Annotated in this window: 13 protein-coding genes; 1 reads left to right on the forward strand and 12 read right to left on the reverse strand. The window is 63.0% G+C overall.

The annotated features are described in order from the left end of the window. Positions 1 to 344 precede the first annotated feature (344 nt). From phaR to ACAX43_RS20185, 6 genes are all read right to left on the reverse strand, one after another. A complete protein-coding gene (phaR, locus tag ACAX43_RS20160) occupies positions 345 to 962 on the reverse strand; it encodes a polyhydroxyalkanoate synthesis repressor PhaR (protein ID WP_370710179.1) in 618 nt (205 codons plus the stop codon). A 134-nt stretch (positions 963 to 1,096) separates the two neighbouring features. Then, positions 1,097 to 1,837 carry a 3-ketoacyl-ACP reductase gene (locus tag ACAX43_RS20165; protein WP_370710180.1) on the reverse strand — a complete coding sequence of 247 codons (741 nt, stop codon included), beginning with the start codon at positions 1,835 to 1,837 and terminating at the stop codon, positions 1,097 to 1,099. Positions 1,838 to 2,013: 176 nt separating this feature from the next. Next, the gene (locus tag ACAX43_RS20170; RefSeq protein WP_370710181.1) at positions 2,014 to 3,195 is read right to left on the reverse strand and encodes an acetyl-CoA C-acetyltransferase; all 1,182 of its coding nucleotides are present in this window, start codon (positions 3,193 to 3,195) and stop codon (positions 2,014 to 2,016) included. A 133-nt stretch (positions 3,196 to 3,328) separates the two neighbouring features. Then, the gene (gene phaC, locus ACAX43_RS20175; protein WP_370710182.1) at positions 3,329 to 5,176 is read right to left on the reverse strand and encodes a class I poly(R)-hydroxyalkanoic acid synthase; all 1,848 of its coding nucleotides are present in this window, start codon (positions 5,174 to 5,176) and stop codon (positions 3,329 to 3,331) included. Between the two features lie 637 nt (positions 5,177 to 5,813). Further along, positions 5,814 to 6,671: a peptidoglycan editing factor PgeF gene (pgeF, locus tag ACAX43_RS20180; RefSeq protein ID WP_370710183.1), complete on the reverse strand. Its 858-nt coding sequence runs from the start codon at positions 6,669 to 6,671 to the stop codon at positions 5,814 to 5,816. After that, positions 6,668 to 7,942 carry an RluA family pseudouridine synthase gene (locus tag ACAX43_RS20185; RefSeq protein ID WP_370710184.1) on the reverse strand — a complete coding sequence of 425 codons (1,275 nt, stop codon included), beginning with the start codon at positions 7,940 to 7,942 and terminating at the stop codon, positions 6,668 to 6,670. The genes pgeF and ACAX43_RS20185 overlap by 4 nt, the downstream gene beginning before the upstream one ends. A gap of 38 nt (positions 7,943 to 7,980) precedes the next feature. Here ACAX43_RS20185 and ACAX43_RS20190 point away from each other — a divergent pair, with 38 nt between their 5' ends. After that, positions 7,981 to 8,841: an outer membrane protein assembly factor BamD gene (locus ACAX43_RS20190; protein WP_370710185.1), complete on the forward strand. Its 861-nt coding sequence runs from the start codon at positions 7,981 to 7,983 to the stop codon at positions 8,839 to 8,841. A 115-nt stretch (positions 8,842 to 8,956) separates the two neighbouring features. On the opposite strand, the gene rlmD is transcribed toward ACAX43_RS20190, so the two are convergent. The 6 genes from rlmD to surE all read right to left on the reverse strand — a co-directional run bounded on the left by rlmD (position 8,957) and on the right by surE (position 15,194). Beyond that, complete coding sequence (gene rlmD, locus ACAX43_RS20195) at positions 8,957 to 10,375, reverse strand: 23S rRNA (uracil(1939)-C(5))-methyltransferase RlmD (RefSeq protein WP_370710186.1); 1,419 nt, start codon at positions 10,373 to 10,375, stop codon at positions 8,957 to 8,959. Between the two features lie 216 nt (positions 10,376 to 10,591). Beyond that, complete coding sequence (locus ACAX43_RS20200; protein ID WP_370710187.1) at positions 10,592 to 11,368, reverse strand: 3'-5' exonuclease; 777 nt, start codon at positions 11,366 to 11,368, stop codon at positions 10,592 to 10,594. 4 nt (positions 11,369 to 11,372) lie between these two features. Next, positions 11,373 to 12,443 carry an RNA polymerase sigma factor RpoS gene (gene rpoS, locus ACAX43_RS20205; protein WP_370710188.1) on the reverse strand — a complete coding sequence of 357 codons (1,071 nt, stop codon included), beginning with the start codon at positions 12,441 to 12,443 and terminating at the stop codon, positions 11,373 to 11,375. Positions 12,444 to 12,454: 11 nt separating this feature from the next. Continuing rightward, positions 12,455 to 13,378 carry a peptidoglycan DD-metalloendopeptidase family protein gene (locus tag ACAX43_RS20210; protein ID WP_370710339.1) on the reverse strand — a complete coding sequence of 308 codons (924 nt, stop codon included), beginning with the start codon at positions 13,376 to 13,378 and terminating at the stop codon, positions 12,455 to 12,457. Positions 13,379 to 13,383: 5 nt separating this feature from the next. Continuing rightward, entirely contained in the window at positions 13,384 to 14,439 is a 1,056-nt protein-coding gene (locus tag ACAX43_RS20215) for a protein-L-isoaspartate(D-aspartate) O-methyltransferase (RefSeq protein ID WP_370710189.1), read from the reverse strand. Further along, positions 14,436 to 15,194 (reverse strand): 5'/3'-nucleotidase SurE, encoded by a 759-nt coding sequence (gene surE / locus ACAX43_RS20220; RefSeq protein WP_370710190.1) that lies wholly within the window; start codon positions 15,192 to 15,194, stop codon positions 14,436 to 14,438. The genes ACAX43_RS20215 and surE overlap by 4 nt, the downstream gene beginning before the upstream one ends. Positions 15,195 to 15,272 lie beyond the last annotated feature (78 nt).

Raw genomic sequence — 15,272 nt, forward strand, 5'->3', positions numbered from 1 at the left:
CATCTTCCGGTCAGCCAAGGCTGACAAATCCGACCTTCGGAATCGAAGGCGTGGGCGCGGTGGGGAAATGGGTCTGCGACATAGGTAGGTGAGGCTGGCGTATAGCGGTGGCGACAAATGGGGGCAGTGCGAAGGTCTCGCGGGATTTCACAAGGACACCCCAAAGATTAAAGCCCACGCACCCAGCCCGAGATTGTACCGCGCGCGGCCATCCAACCGCGCCCGGGCCACTGGCGACCGCAGCCGGCGACCCGACGATCCGTCAAAGGCGTCCGCGCCGCTGCGCCACGGCCGCGTGGCGGACACGTAGAGACGCGCCAGCCGCGCGCGTCAGCGTCGCACCGTTACTTCTTCTCCGGTTCCGGGTTGCTTTGCGGATTAGCCGGCGTGGCCGGAGCGCCGGCTGCATTCACCGGACCGCCTGGCGTGAACGGGAAGGTCGCGAACATCGACTTCGCCTGGGTCTGCATCTGCTCCTGCATCTGCACGAACATATTCTTCGACTGTTCGATATAGCTGGTCATCATGCCCTGCATCATCGGTGCCTGCATGTTCATGAATTGCGACCAGACTTCCGGATTCATCGCCTTGCCTTCGTACAGATTCTTCGACTGGTCGGCGAGCTTCGCCTGAATGTCGATGAAGGCCTGGATGTTCTTTTCCAGATACGTGCCCATCATGCCTTGCATCGCATGGCCGTAGAAACGGATGATCTGCGACAGCATCGACGACGAGAACATCGGCAAGCCGCCGCTCTCCTCATCAAGAATGATCTGCAACAGGATGGCGCGCGTCAGGTCCTCATTGCTCTTCGCATCGATGACCTTGAAATCCTCCTGATCCAGCACGAGCTGCTTGACGTCCGTCAGCGTGATGTACGTGCTTGTCTCGGTGTCGTAGAGCCGACGATTCGGATACTTCTTGATCAATCGTTCGGCTGTTTTCTTTGTAGTAGTAGTCATGTAACGCCTTTGAGCGCGAGTTGAGCGCGAAAACGGCGGCATGCCGGCTGCGCAATCGGGCAATTGCGCAGTCGAGACGCCGCCGGAACCATCTGAGCAGACACGCGCCGCCTTGTGAGCGGCGCGCCCATGACTCAGCCCATATGCAAACCGCCATTCAACGAAAAATCAGCGCCCGTGGAGAAACCCGATTCGTCCGAGGCGAGCCACGCCACGATCGAGCCAATTTCCTGCGGCTGACCGAGACGACGCACCGGAATCGTCGCGACGATCTTTTCCAGCACGTCCGGACGGATCGACTTGACCATATCGGTACCGATGTAGCCCGGCGACACGGTGTTGACCGTCACGCCCTTGGTGGCCACTTCCTGTGCCAGCGACATCGTGAAGCCGTGAATACCGGCCTTCGCGGTCGAGTAGTTGGTCTGGCCGAACTGGCCTTTCTGCCCGTTCACCGACGAAATGTTGATGACCCGGCCAAAACCGCGCTCGACCATGCCGTCGATCACCTGCTTGGTGACGTTGAACAGGCTGGTCAGGTTGGTGTCGATCACCGCCGTCCAGTCTTCGTGCGTCATCTTGCGGAACACGACGTCGCGCGTAATGCCGGCGTTGTTCACCAGCACGTCGACCTCTCCGACTTCGGCCTTGACCTTGTCGAATGCGGCCTTGGTCGACTCCCAATCGCCGACGTTGCCTTCGGACGCGACGAAATCGTAGCCCAAGGCTTTCTGCTCTTCGAGCCACTTCACACGGCGCGGCGAGTTCGGGCCGCAGCCTGCGACCACCCTGAAGCCTTCCTTATGCAGCCGCTGGCAAATGCTCGTGCCGATGCCGCCCATCCCGCCCGTTACGTACGCAATTCGCTGTGTCATAAACTACACTCCGTTATCGTTTTCGAGGCGCCGACCGGCTGCCTCTACCCTCGCCTGGTGCTTCATCTCCACTGCCGCCGGGCGACCGGCCGTCGAAGCCACGGCTCACCACGCGCCGCCTGCTGCAATGCGACGCGCGGCAACCTGCTTACCGGCTGCCGCCTGCCGACGCCGACTTAAGCGCGCTCGAGCGCCAACGCCACGCCCATGCCGCCGCCGATACACAGCGACGCCAGGCCCTTCCTGGCATCGCGCTTCTGCATTTCGTGCAGCAGCGTGACGAGAACCCGGCAACCGGACGCGCCGATCGGATGGCCGATGGCAATCGCGCCGCCGTTCACGTTGATCTTCGACGCGTCCCAGCCCATCTGCTGATTCACGGCCAGCGCCTGTGCGGCAAACGCTTCGTTGATTTCCATCAGGTCGAGATCGGCCGGGGTCCAGCCCGCGCGCTCGAGACAGCGGCGCGACGCGGGCACCGGACCCATGCCCATCACCTTCGGATCCAGCCCCGAGGTGGCGTAAGCCTTGATGCGCGCGAGCGGCGTAAGGCCGAGCGCTTCGGCTTTCTTTGCCGACATCACCAGCACCGCCGCCGCGCCGTCGTTCAGCCCCGACGCATTGGCCGCGGTGACCGTGCCTTCCTTCGAGAAGGCCGGCTTCAGGCTCGCGAGTGATTCGGCCGTCACACCATGACGCGCGAACTCGTCCGTCGCGAAGCGCAGCGGTTCGCCCTTGCGTTGCGGGATGTCGACCGGCACGATTTCATCGTTGAAACGCCCGGCTTTCTGCGCGGCTTCCGCCTTGTTTTGCGACAGCGCCGCGAACGCGTCCTGCTGCTCGCGCGTGATGCCGTATTCCCTGGCAACGTTTTCCGCCGTCACGCCCATGTGGTACTGGTTGTACACGTCCCACAGGCCGTCGACGATCATCGAGTCGACCAGCTTCGCATCGCCCATGCGGAAACCGTCCCGCGAGCCCGGCAGCACGTGCGGCGCGGCGCTCATGTTTTCCTGACCGCCGGCGATCACGATGTCCGCATCGCCCGCGATGATTGCGTTGGCGGCCAGCATCACGGCCTTCAGGCCCGAGCCGCACACCACGTTGATCGTCATGCCGGGCACGGCCGTAGGCAGCCCCGCCTTGATCAGCGACTGACGCGCCGGGTTCTGCCCCGAGCCTGCCGTCAGCACTTGCCCCAGAATGACTTCGCTGACCTGCTCAGGCTTCAGACCAGACCGTTCGAGCACGGCACGAATCACCGTCGCGCCGAGTTCGGGTGCGGCGATCTTCGCCAGCGACCCACCAAATTTGCCTACTGCCGTACGGGCGGCCGATACGATCACAACATCAGTCATTTCCATATCCTCCGGGCACAACGGCAAAACACGCCGCAGCCCGTCAAGTTAAAAATCTCGTTGCTCTAGCGCCCCTGCTCAATCAGACGCCCATTCATACCGCTAAAAAACCGCACCATGAAGCGTGCTAAACCTACTCCCGCTGCCGCACGTAACGCCCCGGCGCCGGTTCGATCGCGGGGAATTCGGCGGAGCCGGGTTGCGTACGCGGCTTCACCTTCTTGCCGCCGTACTGGTCGAGCCAGGTGGTCCATTCGGGCCACCAGCTGCCAGGCACTTCGGCCGCGTCGTCGAACCATTCTTCCGGGCTTTCCGGCAGCGTCTTGACATCGCCTTCCAGCGTCCAGTAGTTGCGCTTTTTCTTCGCCGGCGGGTTGATCACGCCCGCGATGTGGCCCGATGCACCCAGCACGAATTTCAACGGCCCGCTCAACAGCGGTACCGACGCATACGCGGTCTGCCACGGCACGATATGGTCTTCGCGTGACCCGTAGATGAAGGTGGGTACATCGATCTTCGAGAGGTCGACCGGTTCGCCGCAGGTCGTCAATGCACCCGGCTCGCGCAGACGATTCTCGAGATACGTATTGCGCAGATACCAGACGTACATCGGCCCCGGGAGGCTGGTCGAATCGCTGTTCCAGTACAGCAGGTCGAACGGCACCGGCGTACGACCCTTGAGGTAATTGTCGACGACGTAGTTCCACACCAGATCGTTAGGCCGCAGGAACGAGAAGGTGTTGGCGAATTCGATGCCGCGCATCAATCCCGGCACGCCGCCGTTCTTGCCGCCGATGGTCTGCTCGCGCATCTGCACATGCGCTTCGTCGACGAACACGTCGAGCACGCCCGTGTCCGAGAAGTCGAGCATCGCGGTGAGCAAGGTCATCGACGCGGCCGGATGTTCGCCGCGCGCGGACGCCACCGCCAGCGCCGTGGCGAGCATGGTGCCGCCTACACAGAAACCGAGCGTGTTGATCTGCTCGCGCCCGCTGATCTTGCTGACCGTCTCGATTGCCTTGAGCACGCCTTCGCCAATGTAGTCGTCCCACGTCTTGTGAGCAATCGAGGCATCCGCGTTGCGCCACGAAATCAGGAACACCTGATGACCCGAATCGAGCGCGTGCGCGACCAGCGAATTCTCCGGTTGCAAATCGAGAATGTAGAACTTGTTGATGCAAGGCGGCACGATCAACAGCGGCCGCTCGCGCACGGTAGCCGTGTGCGGCTTGTACTGGATCAACTGCAGCAGTTCGTTCTCGAACACCACCGAGCCTTCGGTGTTCGCGAGATTCTCGCCCACCACGAAACCCGATTCGTCAGTCTGCGAAATCTTGCCGCGTTGCATGTCGGCAAGCAGGTTCATCACGCCCTGGCGCAAGCTCTCGCCCTTACTCTCGAGCAAGGTTTTTTGCGCTTCCGGATTCAACGCGAAGAAGTTGCTGGGCGATGCCGCAGCGGTCCATTGCTGAACGGCGAAACGGATGCGCTCGCGCACCTTCGGTTCCGTCTCGAGCGCGTCGACCATTTCCTGCAGATAGCGCGCATTCAACAGATACCACGCCGCGGTAAACGCATAAGCCGGCGTCGCGCTCCACGCGTCGGAACTGAAACGGCGGTCCTTGAGTTCGGGCGCTTTCGTCGCGGAGCCGGTGGCCTGCTGGATCAGCTCCATCGCCTCGCGCGAATAATCGGCTTGCAGCTTTTGCAAACGCTCCGACGGAATCGCGGCGCCCGGCATATTGAGCCCGGCGAATGAAGGCATCGACGGCAGGGATCCTGCAGCCAGTTTGCTGAAATCCGGCATGCCGGGAAACGACGGCATCTGCGGCAGACTCATTTGCGGCATGTAAGGGATGCCCATTTGCGACATCTGAGGCATTTGCGGCATTTGCGGCATCGGGAAAGGCATGCCGTTGCCGCCGGGCGGGGTGCCGAGCGAACGCCATGCGTTCATCCAGGCGTCGAATAACTGCTGCATGCCTGCGGCCGGCGTTGCTCCGCTCGTACCGGCCTGCTGCGTAGGCTCCTTCGAGGAGTCCGTGCTGGGAGAAGCTGAGGAATGTGATGCTGCCATACCTGCTTTTGACCGGTAAGTCCTTGCGGACGGGTTGAGAGGCAGGTTAGTGCGCACGTGGGCGATTGCTCGCGACCTCGTCACGCCCTGTCCCATGTACGAGGAACTGTGAGGAACATTCTTGCTCCCCACCGCAAGGCATGTCAATGCTTGATCCCGATTTTGCCGCAGTGCGATAGTTTTTTAATTATCGTTTTCCCTGTATCGCAGATCGCGCTCGTGGAACCCGGGTTGGTCCGTGCCGACGCAAGCGAAAAAAGCTCCCATATTGCGCGGGTTTATGTGCGTTCATCCGTTCGCCCGCAGACACTTCTGGCGACAGATTTACGCCCGCGCGGCGAATTCCGGCAGCGCAGCAAAAATGCACACTGAGCCTCCGAATAAACCCTCGTACGGGTGCTCGTAGGAAAGCGTCACAGAAGGCGTCACATCAGTCGCGCAATGGCAAATCGCGGCACGGCCGCACAATGGCGCTGACAAAGCGAAGCGCCATTCGATGCAGCCGTTCGTGGATGATTGTTTGACGGACTTAACGCGCAACTTAGTCTGCGAGCGTCTGCGCCTGATCGTCCAGCCAGATCAGCGCGGCCATGCGGCCGGTCTCGCGATCGCGGCGGTAGGAATAGAAACGCTCACGTTGCGTGACCGTACAAAGATCGCCGCCGACAATCTTCGTCACGCCGAGCCGCTGCAAGCGCAAGCGCGCCAGCGCCGCGAGATCGGCGAGATATTTGCCGGGATTTTGCGGATGCGTAACGAACGCATTGGCCGTGGCCTCGCGTTGCGCGCCGTCCACGCCGTTCATGAAGGCGTCACGTACATCTGCGCCGACTTCGAACGCGTTCGGCCCGATTGCCGGACCGAGGTAGGCATGCAACAAGGCGACCTCCACGCCGGCGAGATCGGCGACACGCTGCGCGGTCTGTTCGACGATGCCCGCTGCGAGGCCACGCCACCCGGCATGCGCCGCACCGACCGCGCGCCCCGCTTCGTCGCACAACAGCACCGGCATGCAGTCGGCGACCATCACGACACACACCGCGCCGGACCGATCGGTGACGCTGGCATCGGCGCGTGTCGGCGTGCCGCTTGCTTGAGCCTGCGCGAGCACATCTTCAGCGCGCACAATGCCGGCGCCGTGAATCTGTTCGAGCCACGCGGCTTCGTCCACGCCGGCCAGCTTCAGCAGCCGCGCGCGGTTGATGGGGACCGCGGCGGGATCGTCACCGGCTTTCATCCCCAGATTCAGGCCGCCCAGCTGGTCCGCGCCGTCCTGCCAGCGGCCGAACGGCGGCTCGCTCACGCCGCCGTTGCGGGTGGTGACGAGCGCGCGTACGCGTGGCGAGACATTCCATGCGGGCTGCACGACATCGGCAAAGCTTAGCTCGGGCAAACTCATGCGTGATCGTCCTCGTCGTCGTGTTCATCGCCTTCGTGCGCGCTGTCACCGAGCGCTTCGTCTTCGTCGGCGTCATCGTCCTGCGAGGCGTCGTAGTCGGCTTCCTCATAGTACGTCTCATCGAACGCGCCGGCATCGTCACGCCCAAGGCCGAGCGCCGCCGACAGCACCTGCATGTCTTCCGGTGCATCGGCGCGCCATTGCATGGTCCGGCCGGTTTGCGGATGGATCAGGCCGAGACGCCACGCATGCAGCGCCTGGCGCGCGAAACCGTCCGGCAGCGGCGTTACCGAGCGTTTCCCGCGCGCGCGTCCATAAACCGGATCGCCAAGCAGCGGATGGCCGATATGCGCGCAATGCACGCGAATCTGATGGGTACGGCCGGTTTCCAGATCGCAATGAATCGCGGTGACCGGCTGACGCTGCCAGATCGCTGTATCGACGCGCCGGAAATGCGTACGCGCAGCCTTGCCCGATGCGCTCGTCACCACCGCCATGCGCGTGCGTTCGCGCGGATCGCGGCCGATTGGCGCGTCGATCGTGCCCTCTTCAGGCATGTTGCCCCACACCAGCGCGAGATAACGGCGCTTCACCGTGCGCGCCTGCAACTGGCGCACCAGATCAGTCTGCGCCTCGAGCGTGCGCGCCACCACCATCAGGCCGGAGGTCTCCTTGTCCAGCCGATGCACGATGCCCGCACGCGGCAAGCCTGCCGCGGCCTCGCCATAGCGATACAACAGGCCGTTCAGCAACGTGCCGCTCCAGTTGCCGGACGCCGGATGCACGACCATGCCGGCCGGCTTGTTGATGACCACCAGCGTGTCGTCCTCATAGACGATCTCGAGCGGCACGGGCTCGGGCGTAAAGGCGAGTTGTTCCGGCAGCAGATCGGGCACGAGCTCGAGGTTCGCGCCAAGCGGCACCGGCTGACGGATCCGGGCCGGCTTACCGTCGATATGCACCCGTTCCGCCTCGATCCAGCTTTGCAGCCGGTTGCGCGAGAACTCGGGAAACAGGCGGGCGACCACCTTGTCGAGGCGTTCGCCGGCCAGTTCGTCGGGCACGACGATGCTGCGCGGCGTCTCGTCCGCCACACGGCTGGCCACGGTCGGCACCCTGCTTTGCGCGCCGGCGGGGGCGAGCGCGTCGCTGCCGAGATCGTCGTCGAGTGAATCGACGCCCAACGCGTCGGAGGGGTCAGCGCTTACGCTATAATCTTCGTTGCCATTCCCGGCACCGGTTGCGGCGCCTGGAGTATTTGAGCGGGTCATTGAGTCTGGGTCACCTGGACGTAAAGCTAGACTGGAAAATGCGAGCCTTGAACACCATCACTAAAGCGGCGATCAATTTGGCGGCCATCAAGAAGGCGGCCCGTAAAGTGGCCGGATACATTGCGTGCGCCGCAGCCGTCGCCGTTGTTGCGGCTTGTCACGGCCTGCCGGAAAAGACCGACGAAACGGCTACGTGGAACAACAACAAATTATATACGGAGGCGAACGACGCTCTGGCCGGCGGTGATTACGGCAAGTGCGCCAAGTATTTCGAGATGCTCGAAGGCCGCGATCCGTTCGGCCACTTTGCCCAGCAAGCGCAGATCAACGTCGCGTATTGCAACTGGAAAGACAACGAAAACGCCGCCGCTGACCAGGCGATCGACCGCTTCATCCAGCTGCACCCGGATCACCCGGACATCGCCTACGCCTACTACCTGAAGGGCATGATCCACTTCAACGACGATCTCGGTCTGTTCGGCCGCTTCTCCGGCCAGGACATGAGCGAGCGCGATCCGAAGTCGCTGCGCGAGTCGTATGACGCGTTCAAGATCGTGGTCAACAAGTATCCGAACAGCAAGTATGCGCCGGACGCCGCGCAACGCATGCGCTATATCGTGAACGCGCTGGCGTCGCATGAAGTCCACGCGGCGGATTATTACTACCGCCGTGGTGCGTATGTCGCCGCGATCAACCGCGCGCAGCTGGCGTTGAAGGAATACAAGAACGCCCCGGCTATCGAAGACGCACTGCACATCATGGTGCTGTCGTACGAGAAGCTGAACCAGCCGCAAATGGCCGACGACACCAAGCGCATTCTGGCCGGCACCTTCCCCGACAGCCCGTATATCACCGGGCATGCAAGGCCGGGTAAGGAAAAATCGTGGTGGCAGTTCTAAGCCGCGCGGCGCACTGAAAATTCGCTAGAAACAAAAACGCCACGACTTCGGTCGTGGCGTTTTTGTTTGTGCAGAACCCGCCAGCGGGGTCGGCACAGGCCGGCAACAGGCGCGCTCAGTCCCGCTCGAACAACGCAATCGACTCCACATGCGACGTGTGCGGGAACATGTTCACGACACCCGCCCCAACGAGCCGATAACCGGCCTCATGCACCAGCACATCTGCATCGCGTGCAAGCGTCGCCGGATTGCACGACACGTAGACTATGCGCTTCGGCAGCGGCCCATTGCCGCTTTGCGCGATCTCGGCCAGCGCCCTCGCCACGGCCAGCGCGCCTTCGCGCGGCGGGTCAACGAGGAACTTGTCGAAATGGCCCAGTGCGCGCAGGTCGTGGGCAGTGACTTCGAACAGGTTGCGACAGGCGAACGACGTATGCCCCGCGACGCCGTTCAACCCGGCATTGGCGAGCGCGCGCGACGTCAGCACGTCACTGCCTTCAATGCCCACCACTTCCCTCGAAATCCGTGCAAGCGGCAGCGTGAAGTTGCCGATCCCGCAGAACAGATCGAGCACGCGGTCCGTACTCGCCGGGGCCAGCAGACGCAGCGCGCGGCTCACCAGCACGCGGTTGATTGCGTGATTCACCTGGGTGAAATCGGTCGGCTTGAACGGCATGCGGATGTTGAATTCCGGCAGCGTGTAGTCGAGCTCCACGTCGAGCGGATAGAACGGCGTGACGGTGTCAGGACCGCCGGGTTGCAGCCACCACTGCACCTTGTGCTCGTCGGCGAAATCGCGCAGCACCTGCTCGTCGGCGGCGGTGAGCGGCGCGAGATTGCGCAGCACCATCGCGGTGACCGACGAGCCGACAGCGAGCTCGATCTGCGGCATACGGTCGTAGATCGACAGCTTGCGAAGCATGAAACGCAGCGGCATCAGCATCGCCGACACATGCGGCGGCAGCACCTCGCAGGTCTTCATGTCGGCGATGTTGCTGCTCTTCTTCTCGTAGAAGCCGACGCGCATGCCGCCCTTTTCCGGCAGATAGCGCACAGCCAGACGCGCGCGATAGCGATATCCCCACGCCGGCCCGTGAATCGGCCGGAAGACCGTCTCCGGGCGCAGCTTCGCCAGATGCTGGAGATTGTCTTCGAGCACGCGCTGCTTGACGGCAACCTGAGCGCGAATGTCCAGATGTTGCATCGAACAGCCGCCGCAGGTATCGAAATAAGCGCATTTCGGTGTGGTGCGAATCACGCTTTCGCGGAGCACCTGAACCACCTCCGCCTGCTCGAATTTCGCCTTGCTGCGAAGCGTCGCGTAGCTGACGCGCTCGCCAGGCAATGCGCCTTCGACAAAAATCACCTTGCCGGGCGTGCCGTCTTCGCTCTCGACGCGACCCACGCCGCGCGCTTCCATGTCGAGCGAAACAATTTCGATGATCGGCTCATTGCCGCTAATGACGTGCACTTTCGCCGGGGCGGGCACCTTTTGGCGTTTCGGCGAGCGACGTTGGGGGGCAGTTCGGGACACCTGCGACTTCCTGGCAGACTTGGGGAAAGGCGAGATTGTAGACGAAGCGCCGACTATGCCAGCGATTCAGCGCCCTCGTAGGGGCCACCAGGCGCCTGGAGGGCTTTGATTGAACGGCGCCCGTCTCCACACGATTTCGCGCCACGGCGACCGCCGGCGAGCGCTCAACCGTGTTAGCACGCGGCGAACTGCTTCGTTACAAGACTGTTAAGCAGGCTACTGATCGAATGCGGCCAGATACTCGGCCCATTGGGGCGCCGTTTCCAGCGCCAGCGCATTTTTGACCAGATTGATCTCGTCAGCATACTCTTCGGCCGAAAACGCGCCGCGGATCAGCTGGAAGCGGCAATACAACAGGTAGGTATTGACGACGTCGGTCTCGCAATAATTGCGGATTTCCTCGATTCGGCCTTGCTGGTACGCGTGCCACACCTGGCTACCGTCCATGCCCATCTTGCCCGGAAAGCCACACATCTTGGCGAGGGCGTCGAGCGGCGCGTTGGCGCGCGCCTGATACATCGCCAGTACATCCATCAGATCGGTATGACGCGCGTGATAGCGGCTGATGTAGTTGTTCCACTTGAACTCGCGGTCGTCCTCGCCGAGATCCCAGAAACGGTAGGCAGGGATGCCGTTGACCAGCGCGCGATAGTTCAGCACCGGCAGGTCGAATCCGCCGCCGTTCCATGACACCAGCTGCGGCGTGTACTTTTCGATCACGCGATAGAACGATTGCACGAGCGCCGCCTCGCCGTCTTCCAGCGTGCCGAGCGAGCGCACCCGGAAACCGTTGTTGTCGCGAAACACGCAGGAAATTGCCGCGATCCGTTGCAGGTGGTGCGGCAAGAAATCGCTGCCGGTCTTTTCGCGGCGCGCGGCGAACGCGTGCTCGGCGACCTCGGCGTCGCTCAGCGTGGCGGGCAAATCTTCAAGTCGGCGAATGCCGGCGACATCGGGAATCGTCTCGATGTCGAAAACAAGAATCGGTGTCATCAGGTTATAGAACGGCGTCCTTCCGAACACCGTTGGAGGCAAAGAAGCGCTTGAGCCGCACCAGCGCTTCCTGTTGGATCTGGCGCACACGCTCGCGCGTGAGGCCCATTTCGTCGGCCAGTTCCTCGAGCGTGGCGGGCTCGATGTGGTTCAGCCCGAAGCGGCGCTCGATCACATGACGATGCTTGTCCGACAACCGCGCAAGCCATGCGCGCGTGAGCGTCTCCAGCTCGCGGTGCTGCACTTCGGCATCCGGCGACTGGCTTTGATCGTCGGACAGCAGATCGAGCAGGCTGCTCGCCGGATCGAGATCGAGCGGCGCGTCGAGCGACGCGGTGTGTTCGTTGAGCGCGAGGATGTCGGTGACTTCGTCGGTGGTCTTGCCCGTCAGATAGGCAATGTCGTCGATGCTGGCGTCGCGGCGCTCGGCTGCTTCACCGGAATTCATTGAGTTTTTTTCCAGATGGCGCTTGGCGCGCAGCACCTGGTTGAGCTCACGGATTACGTGCACCGGCAAACGCACCGTGCGCGCCTGGTTCATGATCGCGCGCTCGATGCTCTGGCGGATCCACCAGGTGGCATATGTCGAGAAACGGAAACCGCGGGTAGGATCGAATTTCTCAATGGCGTGCATCAGGCCGAGGTTGCCCTCTTCGATCAGATCGAGCAGCGGCACGCCGCGGTTGAGGTAACCCTTCGCGATGCTGACGACGAGCCGCAAATTGCGCTCGATCATCACCTGCCGCGCGTCGAATTCGCCCGCCTTGGCGAGACGCGAATACTTCTGCTCTTCTTCGACGGTCAGAAGCGGCTTGACGCTGATGCGATTCAGGTAATGCTGAATCGTGTCGGCCGTCAGCTCGGCTTGAAGCAGTGCGCGGAAATCGTCCGCGTCCGGCGCGGGTTCGCGGGCCTCGCTGGGTTCTTCCGCGCCACCCTGGTGCTCGTCGAGATCGCGCTCTTCTGCGATCTCTTCTTCCACTTCCGCAGCGACGCCTTCGTCCACCGAAGCGGACGTGGCGCGGCTGATCGTCTCAGACTCGGCTTGCGGCGGGCGGCGCTTCGGTTTCGGCATGGTCGTATCGCTTATTGCGGCGGCAAATACTTCAGTGGGTCGACAGGTTTACCCTGCCGGCGAACTTCGAAATGCAACATCACGCGGTCGGAATCGCTATTGCCCATCTCAGCGATCTTCTGCCCTTTGGTCACCGCATCCCCCTCTTTTACCATCAAAGCGCGGTTGTGTGCATACGCGGTGAGATAAGTTGCATCATGCTTGATGATAATGAGATTGCCGTAACCACGCAGCCCATTTCCGGCATAAACCACGCGTCCGTCCGCAGAAGCCTTGACCGCCTCACCCACCGCCCCGCCGATATTAATGCCCTTGTTAGTCGAATCGTTAAAAGTGCCGAGCATCGGGCCGCGCACCGGCCATGCGAACGTGACGTTGCCGGACGCGCCGGCCGTTGAGTCGCTCGCGCCGTTCGGGGTCGGCGGTGTCAACGCTGCGCCGTTCGAAGCAGAACCGTAGATCGGCGGCGCCGCGACGCCCGCCGAAGGCGGCGTGCTCCCAAGCGGCGCGCTCCGCACCGCACCACTGCTGCCGATCGGCGCGGTCGCGACGCCCGGCGTCAGTGCGGCAGTGTTGGCACCCGGCGGCACGACGCGCAGCAACTGATCGACTTCGATCTGATTCGGATTGGTGAGATTGTTCCACGCCGTAATGTCGCGGTAGTTCTGGCCGTTTTCCAACGCGATCCGGTACAGCGTATCGCCCGGCTTCACGCGGTAATAGCCCGGCGGCGGAGGGCCGAGCGGCACGGCCGGCTGCTGCGCCGCTTGCGTGCTGAGCGTGCCGCCACCGGAGCGATCGACGACCGGCGCCTGATCGAGCCGGGATGCGCAGGCCGTCATCAACAAAGACAAGGCGAGCACGCACACGCTACGCTGGGGTACGGTCATGGGGATATTCATTCTGGTTCTTTGCATCGCGCGCAACATACTCATCGGTGTCAAATCACTCCGGATTTTAAGGGTACAAAGAAAACGCGATCAAGCCGCGACTCGCGCCACTGCGCGGGTCCGAGGCGCTCGACCAGAGTCAGTACCTGATTCTGGCCTTCCTGCGAACCGACCGGCGCGACCAGACGGCCGCCGATCGCGAGTTGTTCAAGTAATGCTTGCGGTACGTCAAGCCCTGCCGCGGCGATCACGATCGCATCGAACGGCGCCGCCGACGGCAGCCCGAGGCGGCCATCACCGTAGTGCAGCCGGATGTTCGGGATGCGCAGCGGACGCAAGTTTGTCTTCGCGCGTTCGGATAGCGGCCTGATGCGTTCGATCGAATAGACGTCGCGTGCGACCTGGCTCAGCACCGCCGCCTGATAGCCGCAACCGGTGCCGATTTCGAGCACGGTGTTCAACGCGCGGCCGGCTGCCGCCAGCTCGATCATCCGCGCCACGACGGACGGCTTGGAAATCGTCTGGTGATGGCCGATCGGCAGCGCGGCATCTTCATAGGCCTGAACCGCCAGGCCCGGATCGACGAACATGTGGCGCGGCACCACCGACATCGCGTTCAACACGCGCTGATCGGTCACGCCGTTCGCACGCAGGCGTTCGACCATCCGTTCGCGAACCCGTTCCGAAGTTAGTGCCGACGCGCCGTTCAATGCGACGTTCGGCATGGCGGTGCGGTCGCTGAGTTTGGCAGCGGACCTGTTGGCCGGTGCCGGTTTTGGCGCAGCACGCACCGCCGTGATTGGCGCGGCGGCGGTTGCTTGTGGTTTGGCTTGCGGCTTGACCTGGGTGTTAACCGGCGACTTCACCAGTACCTTCGCTTGCGACGCCGCTTGCGGTTGGGTCTGCGCTCTCGCCTGCGGCTTCGCCGGGCCCTTGCCCGTCGAGCCGAGCGGCGCGCCCATCGCCGGTTGCTGGCGCGCGTTCAGTGCCGCGCTCGCGGCAATCGCCGCAGCACGCACTTCGCCCGGACGCCCTTCGGGCCGGCGCGGCTCGCGCACCAGATCCTCGAGGCCGAGCGGAAAGCGCTTGGCGCGCTCGCTGGTCATGAAGCGCCGCTGCCAGCGCGTGCCCAGTCGCGCGCCGCGGGCAGCATTTGCGTGTGGGTCAGATCGAGCTGCAACGGCGTGATCGACACGTGGCCGTTAGCGACGGCATGGAAATCGGTACCTTCGCTCGCGTCGCGCGCGCTGCCCGACGGGCCGATCCAGTAGATCGGTTCGCCGCGCGGGTTGGTCTGGCGGATCACCGGTTGCGACGGATGCCGCTTGCCGAGACGCGTGATATGCCAGCCGCCGAGTTGCTCGTACGGCAGATTTGGAATATTGACGTTCAGGAGCGGATGCCCAGGCAGCGGCTGCTTGAGGTAGTGCGCGACGATCTCGGCGGCGACCCGCACAGCGTCTTCGAGATGCACCCAGTCTTTGTCGACCAGCGAAAACGCGATGGCCGGCACACCGAACATGATGCCCTCGGTGGCGGCGGCGACGGTGCCCGAATAGAGCGTGTCTTCGCCCATGTTCTGGCCGTTGTTGATGCCCGAGACGACGAGATCCGGCGTGTGGTCCAGCATACCGGTCAGCGCGATGTGCACCGAGTCGGTAGGCGTGCCGTTCACGTAGTAGAAACCGTTCGCCGAGCGCAGCACCGAAAGCGGCCGCGACAGCGTCAGGGAATTGGACGCGCCGCTGCAGTTCTGTTCGGGGGCCATCACGGTGACGTCCGCGATCGGCTGGAGCGCTTCGTAAAGCGCGGCGAGGCCAGGCGCCAGATAGCCGTCGTCATTGCTGAGTAAGATTCGCATGCGGCGATTGTAACCGAGGAAAGAAGACGCGCGAACGACACGGCGGATGGCGCGCGTGCCACATGCAAAGCGTACGTG

It is taken from the genome of Paraburkholderia sp. IW21, assembly GCF_041321145.1.
In the GTDB taxonomy this organism is placed as follows: Bacteria; Pseudomonadota; Gammaproteobacteria; order Burkholderiales; family Burkholderiaceae; genus Paraburkholderia.

Bases quoted from the DNA above. Each gene is read 5' to 3' on its own strand.
- phaR (WP_370710179.1), bottom strand. From the start codon at position 962: ATGACTACTACTACAAAGAAAACAGCCGAACGATTGATCAAGAAGTAT.
- ACAX43_RS20165 (WP_370710180.1), bottom strand. From the start codon at position 1,837: ATGACACAGCGAATTGCGTACGTAACGGGCGGGATGGGCGGCATCGGC.
- ACAX43_RS20170 (WP_370710181.1), bottom strand. From the start codon at position 3,195: ATGACTGATGTTGTGATCGTATCGGCCGCCCGTACGGCAGTAGGCAAA.
- phaC (WP_370710182.1), bottom strand. From the start codon at position 5,176: ATGCAGCAGTTATTCGACGCCTGGATGAACGCATGGCGTTCGCTCGGC.
- pgeF (WP_370710183.1), bottom strand. From the start codon at position 6,671: ATGAGTTTGCCCGAGCTAAGCTTTGCCGATGTCGTGCAGCCCGCATGG.
- ACAX43_RS20185 (WP_370710184.1), bottom strand. From the start codon at position 7,942: ATGACCCGCTCAAATACTCCAGGCGCCGCAACCGGTGCCGGGAATGGC.
- ACAX43_RS20190 (WP_370710185.1), top strand. From the start codon at position 7,981: ATGCGAGCCTTGAACACCATCACTAAAGCGGCGATCAATTTGGCGGCC.
- ACAX43_RS20200 (WP_370710187.1), bottom strand. From the start codon at position 11,368: ATGACACCGATTCTTGTTTTCGACATCGAGACGATTCCCGATGTCGCC.
- rpoS (WP_370710188.1), bottom strand. From the start codon at position 12,443: ATGCCGAAACCGAAGCGCCGCCCGCCGCAAGCCGAGTCTGAGACGATC.
- ACAX43_RS20210 (WP_370710339.1), bottom strand. From the start codon at position 13,378: ATGAGTATGTTGCGCGCGATGCAAAGAACCAGAATGAATATCCCCATG.
- ACAX43_RS20215 (WP_370710189.1), bottom strand. From the start codon at position 14,439: ATGACCAGCGAGCGCGCCAAGCGCTTTCCGCTCGGCCTCGAGGATCTG.
- surE (WP_370710190.1), bottom strand. From the start codon at position 15,194: ATGCGAATCTTACTCAGCAATGACGACGGCTATCTGGCGCCTGGCCTC.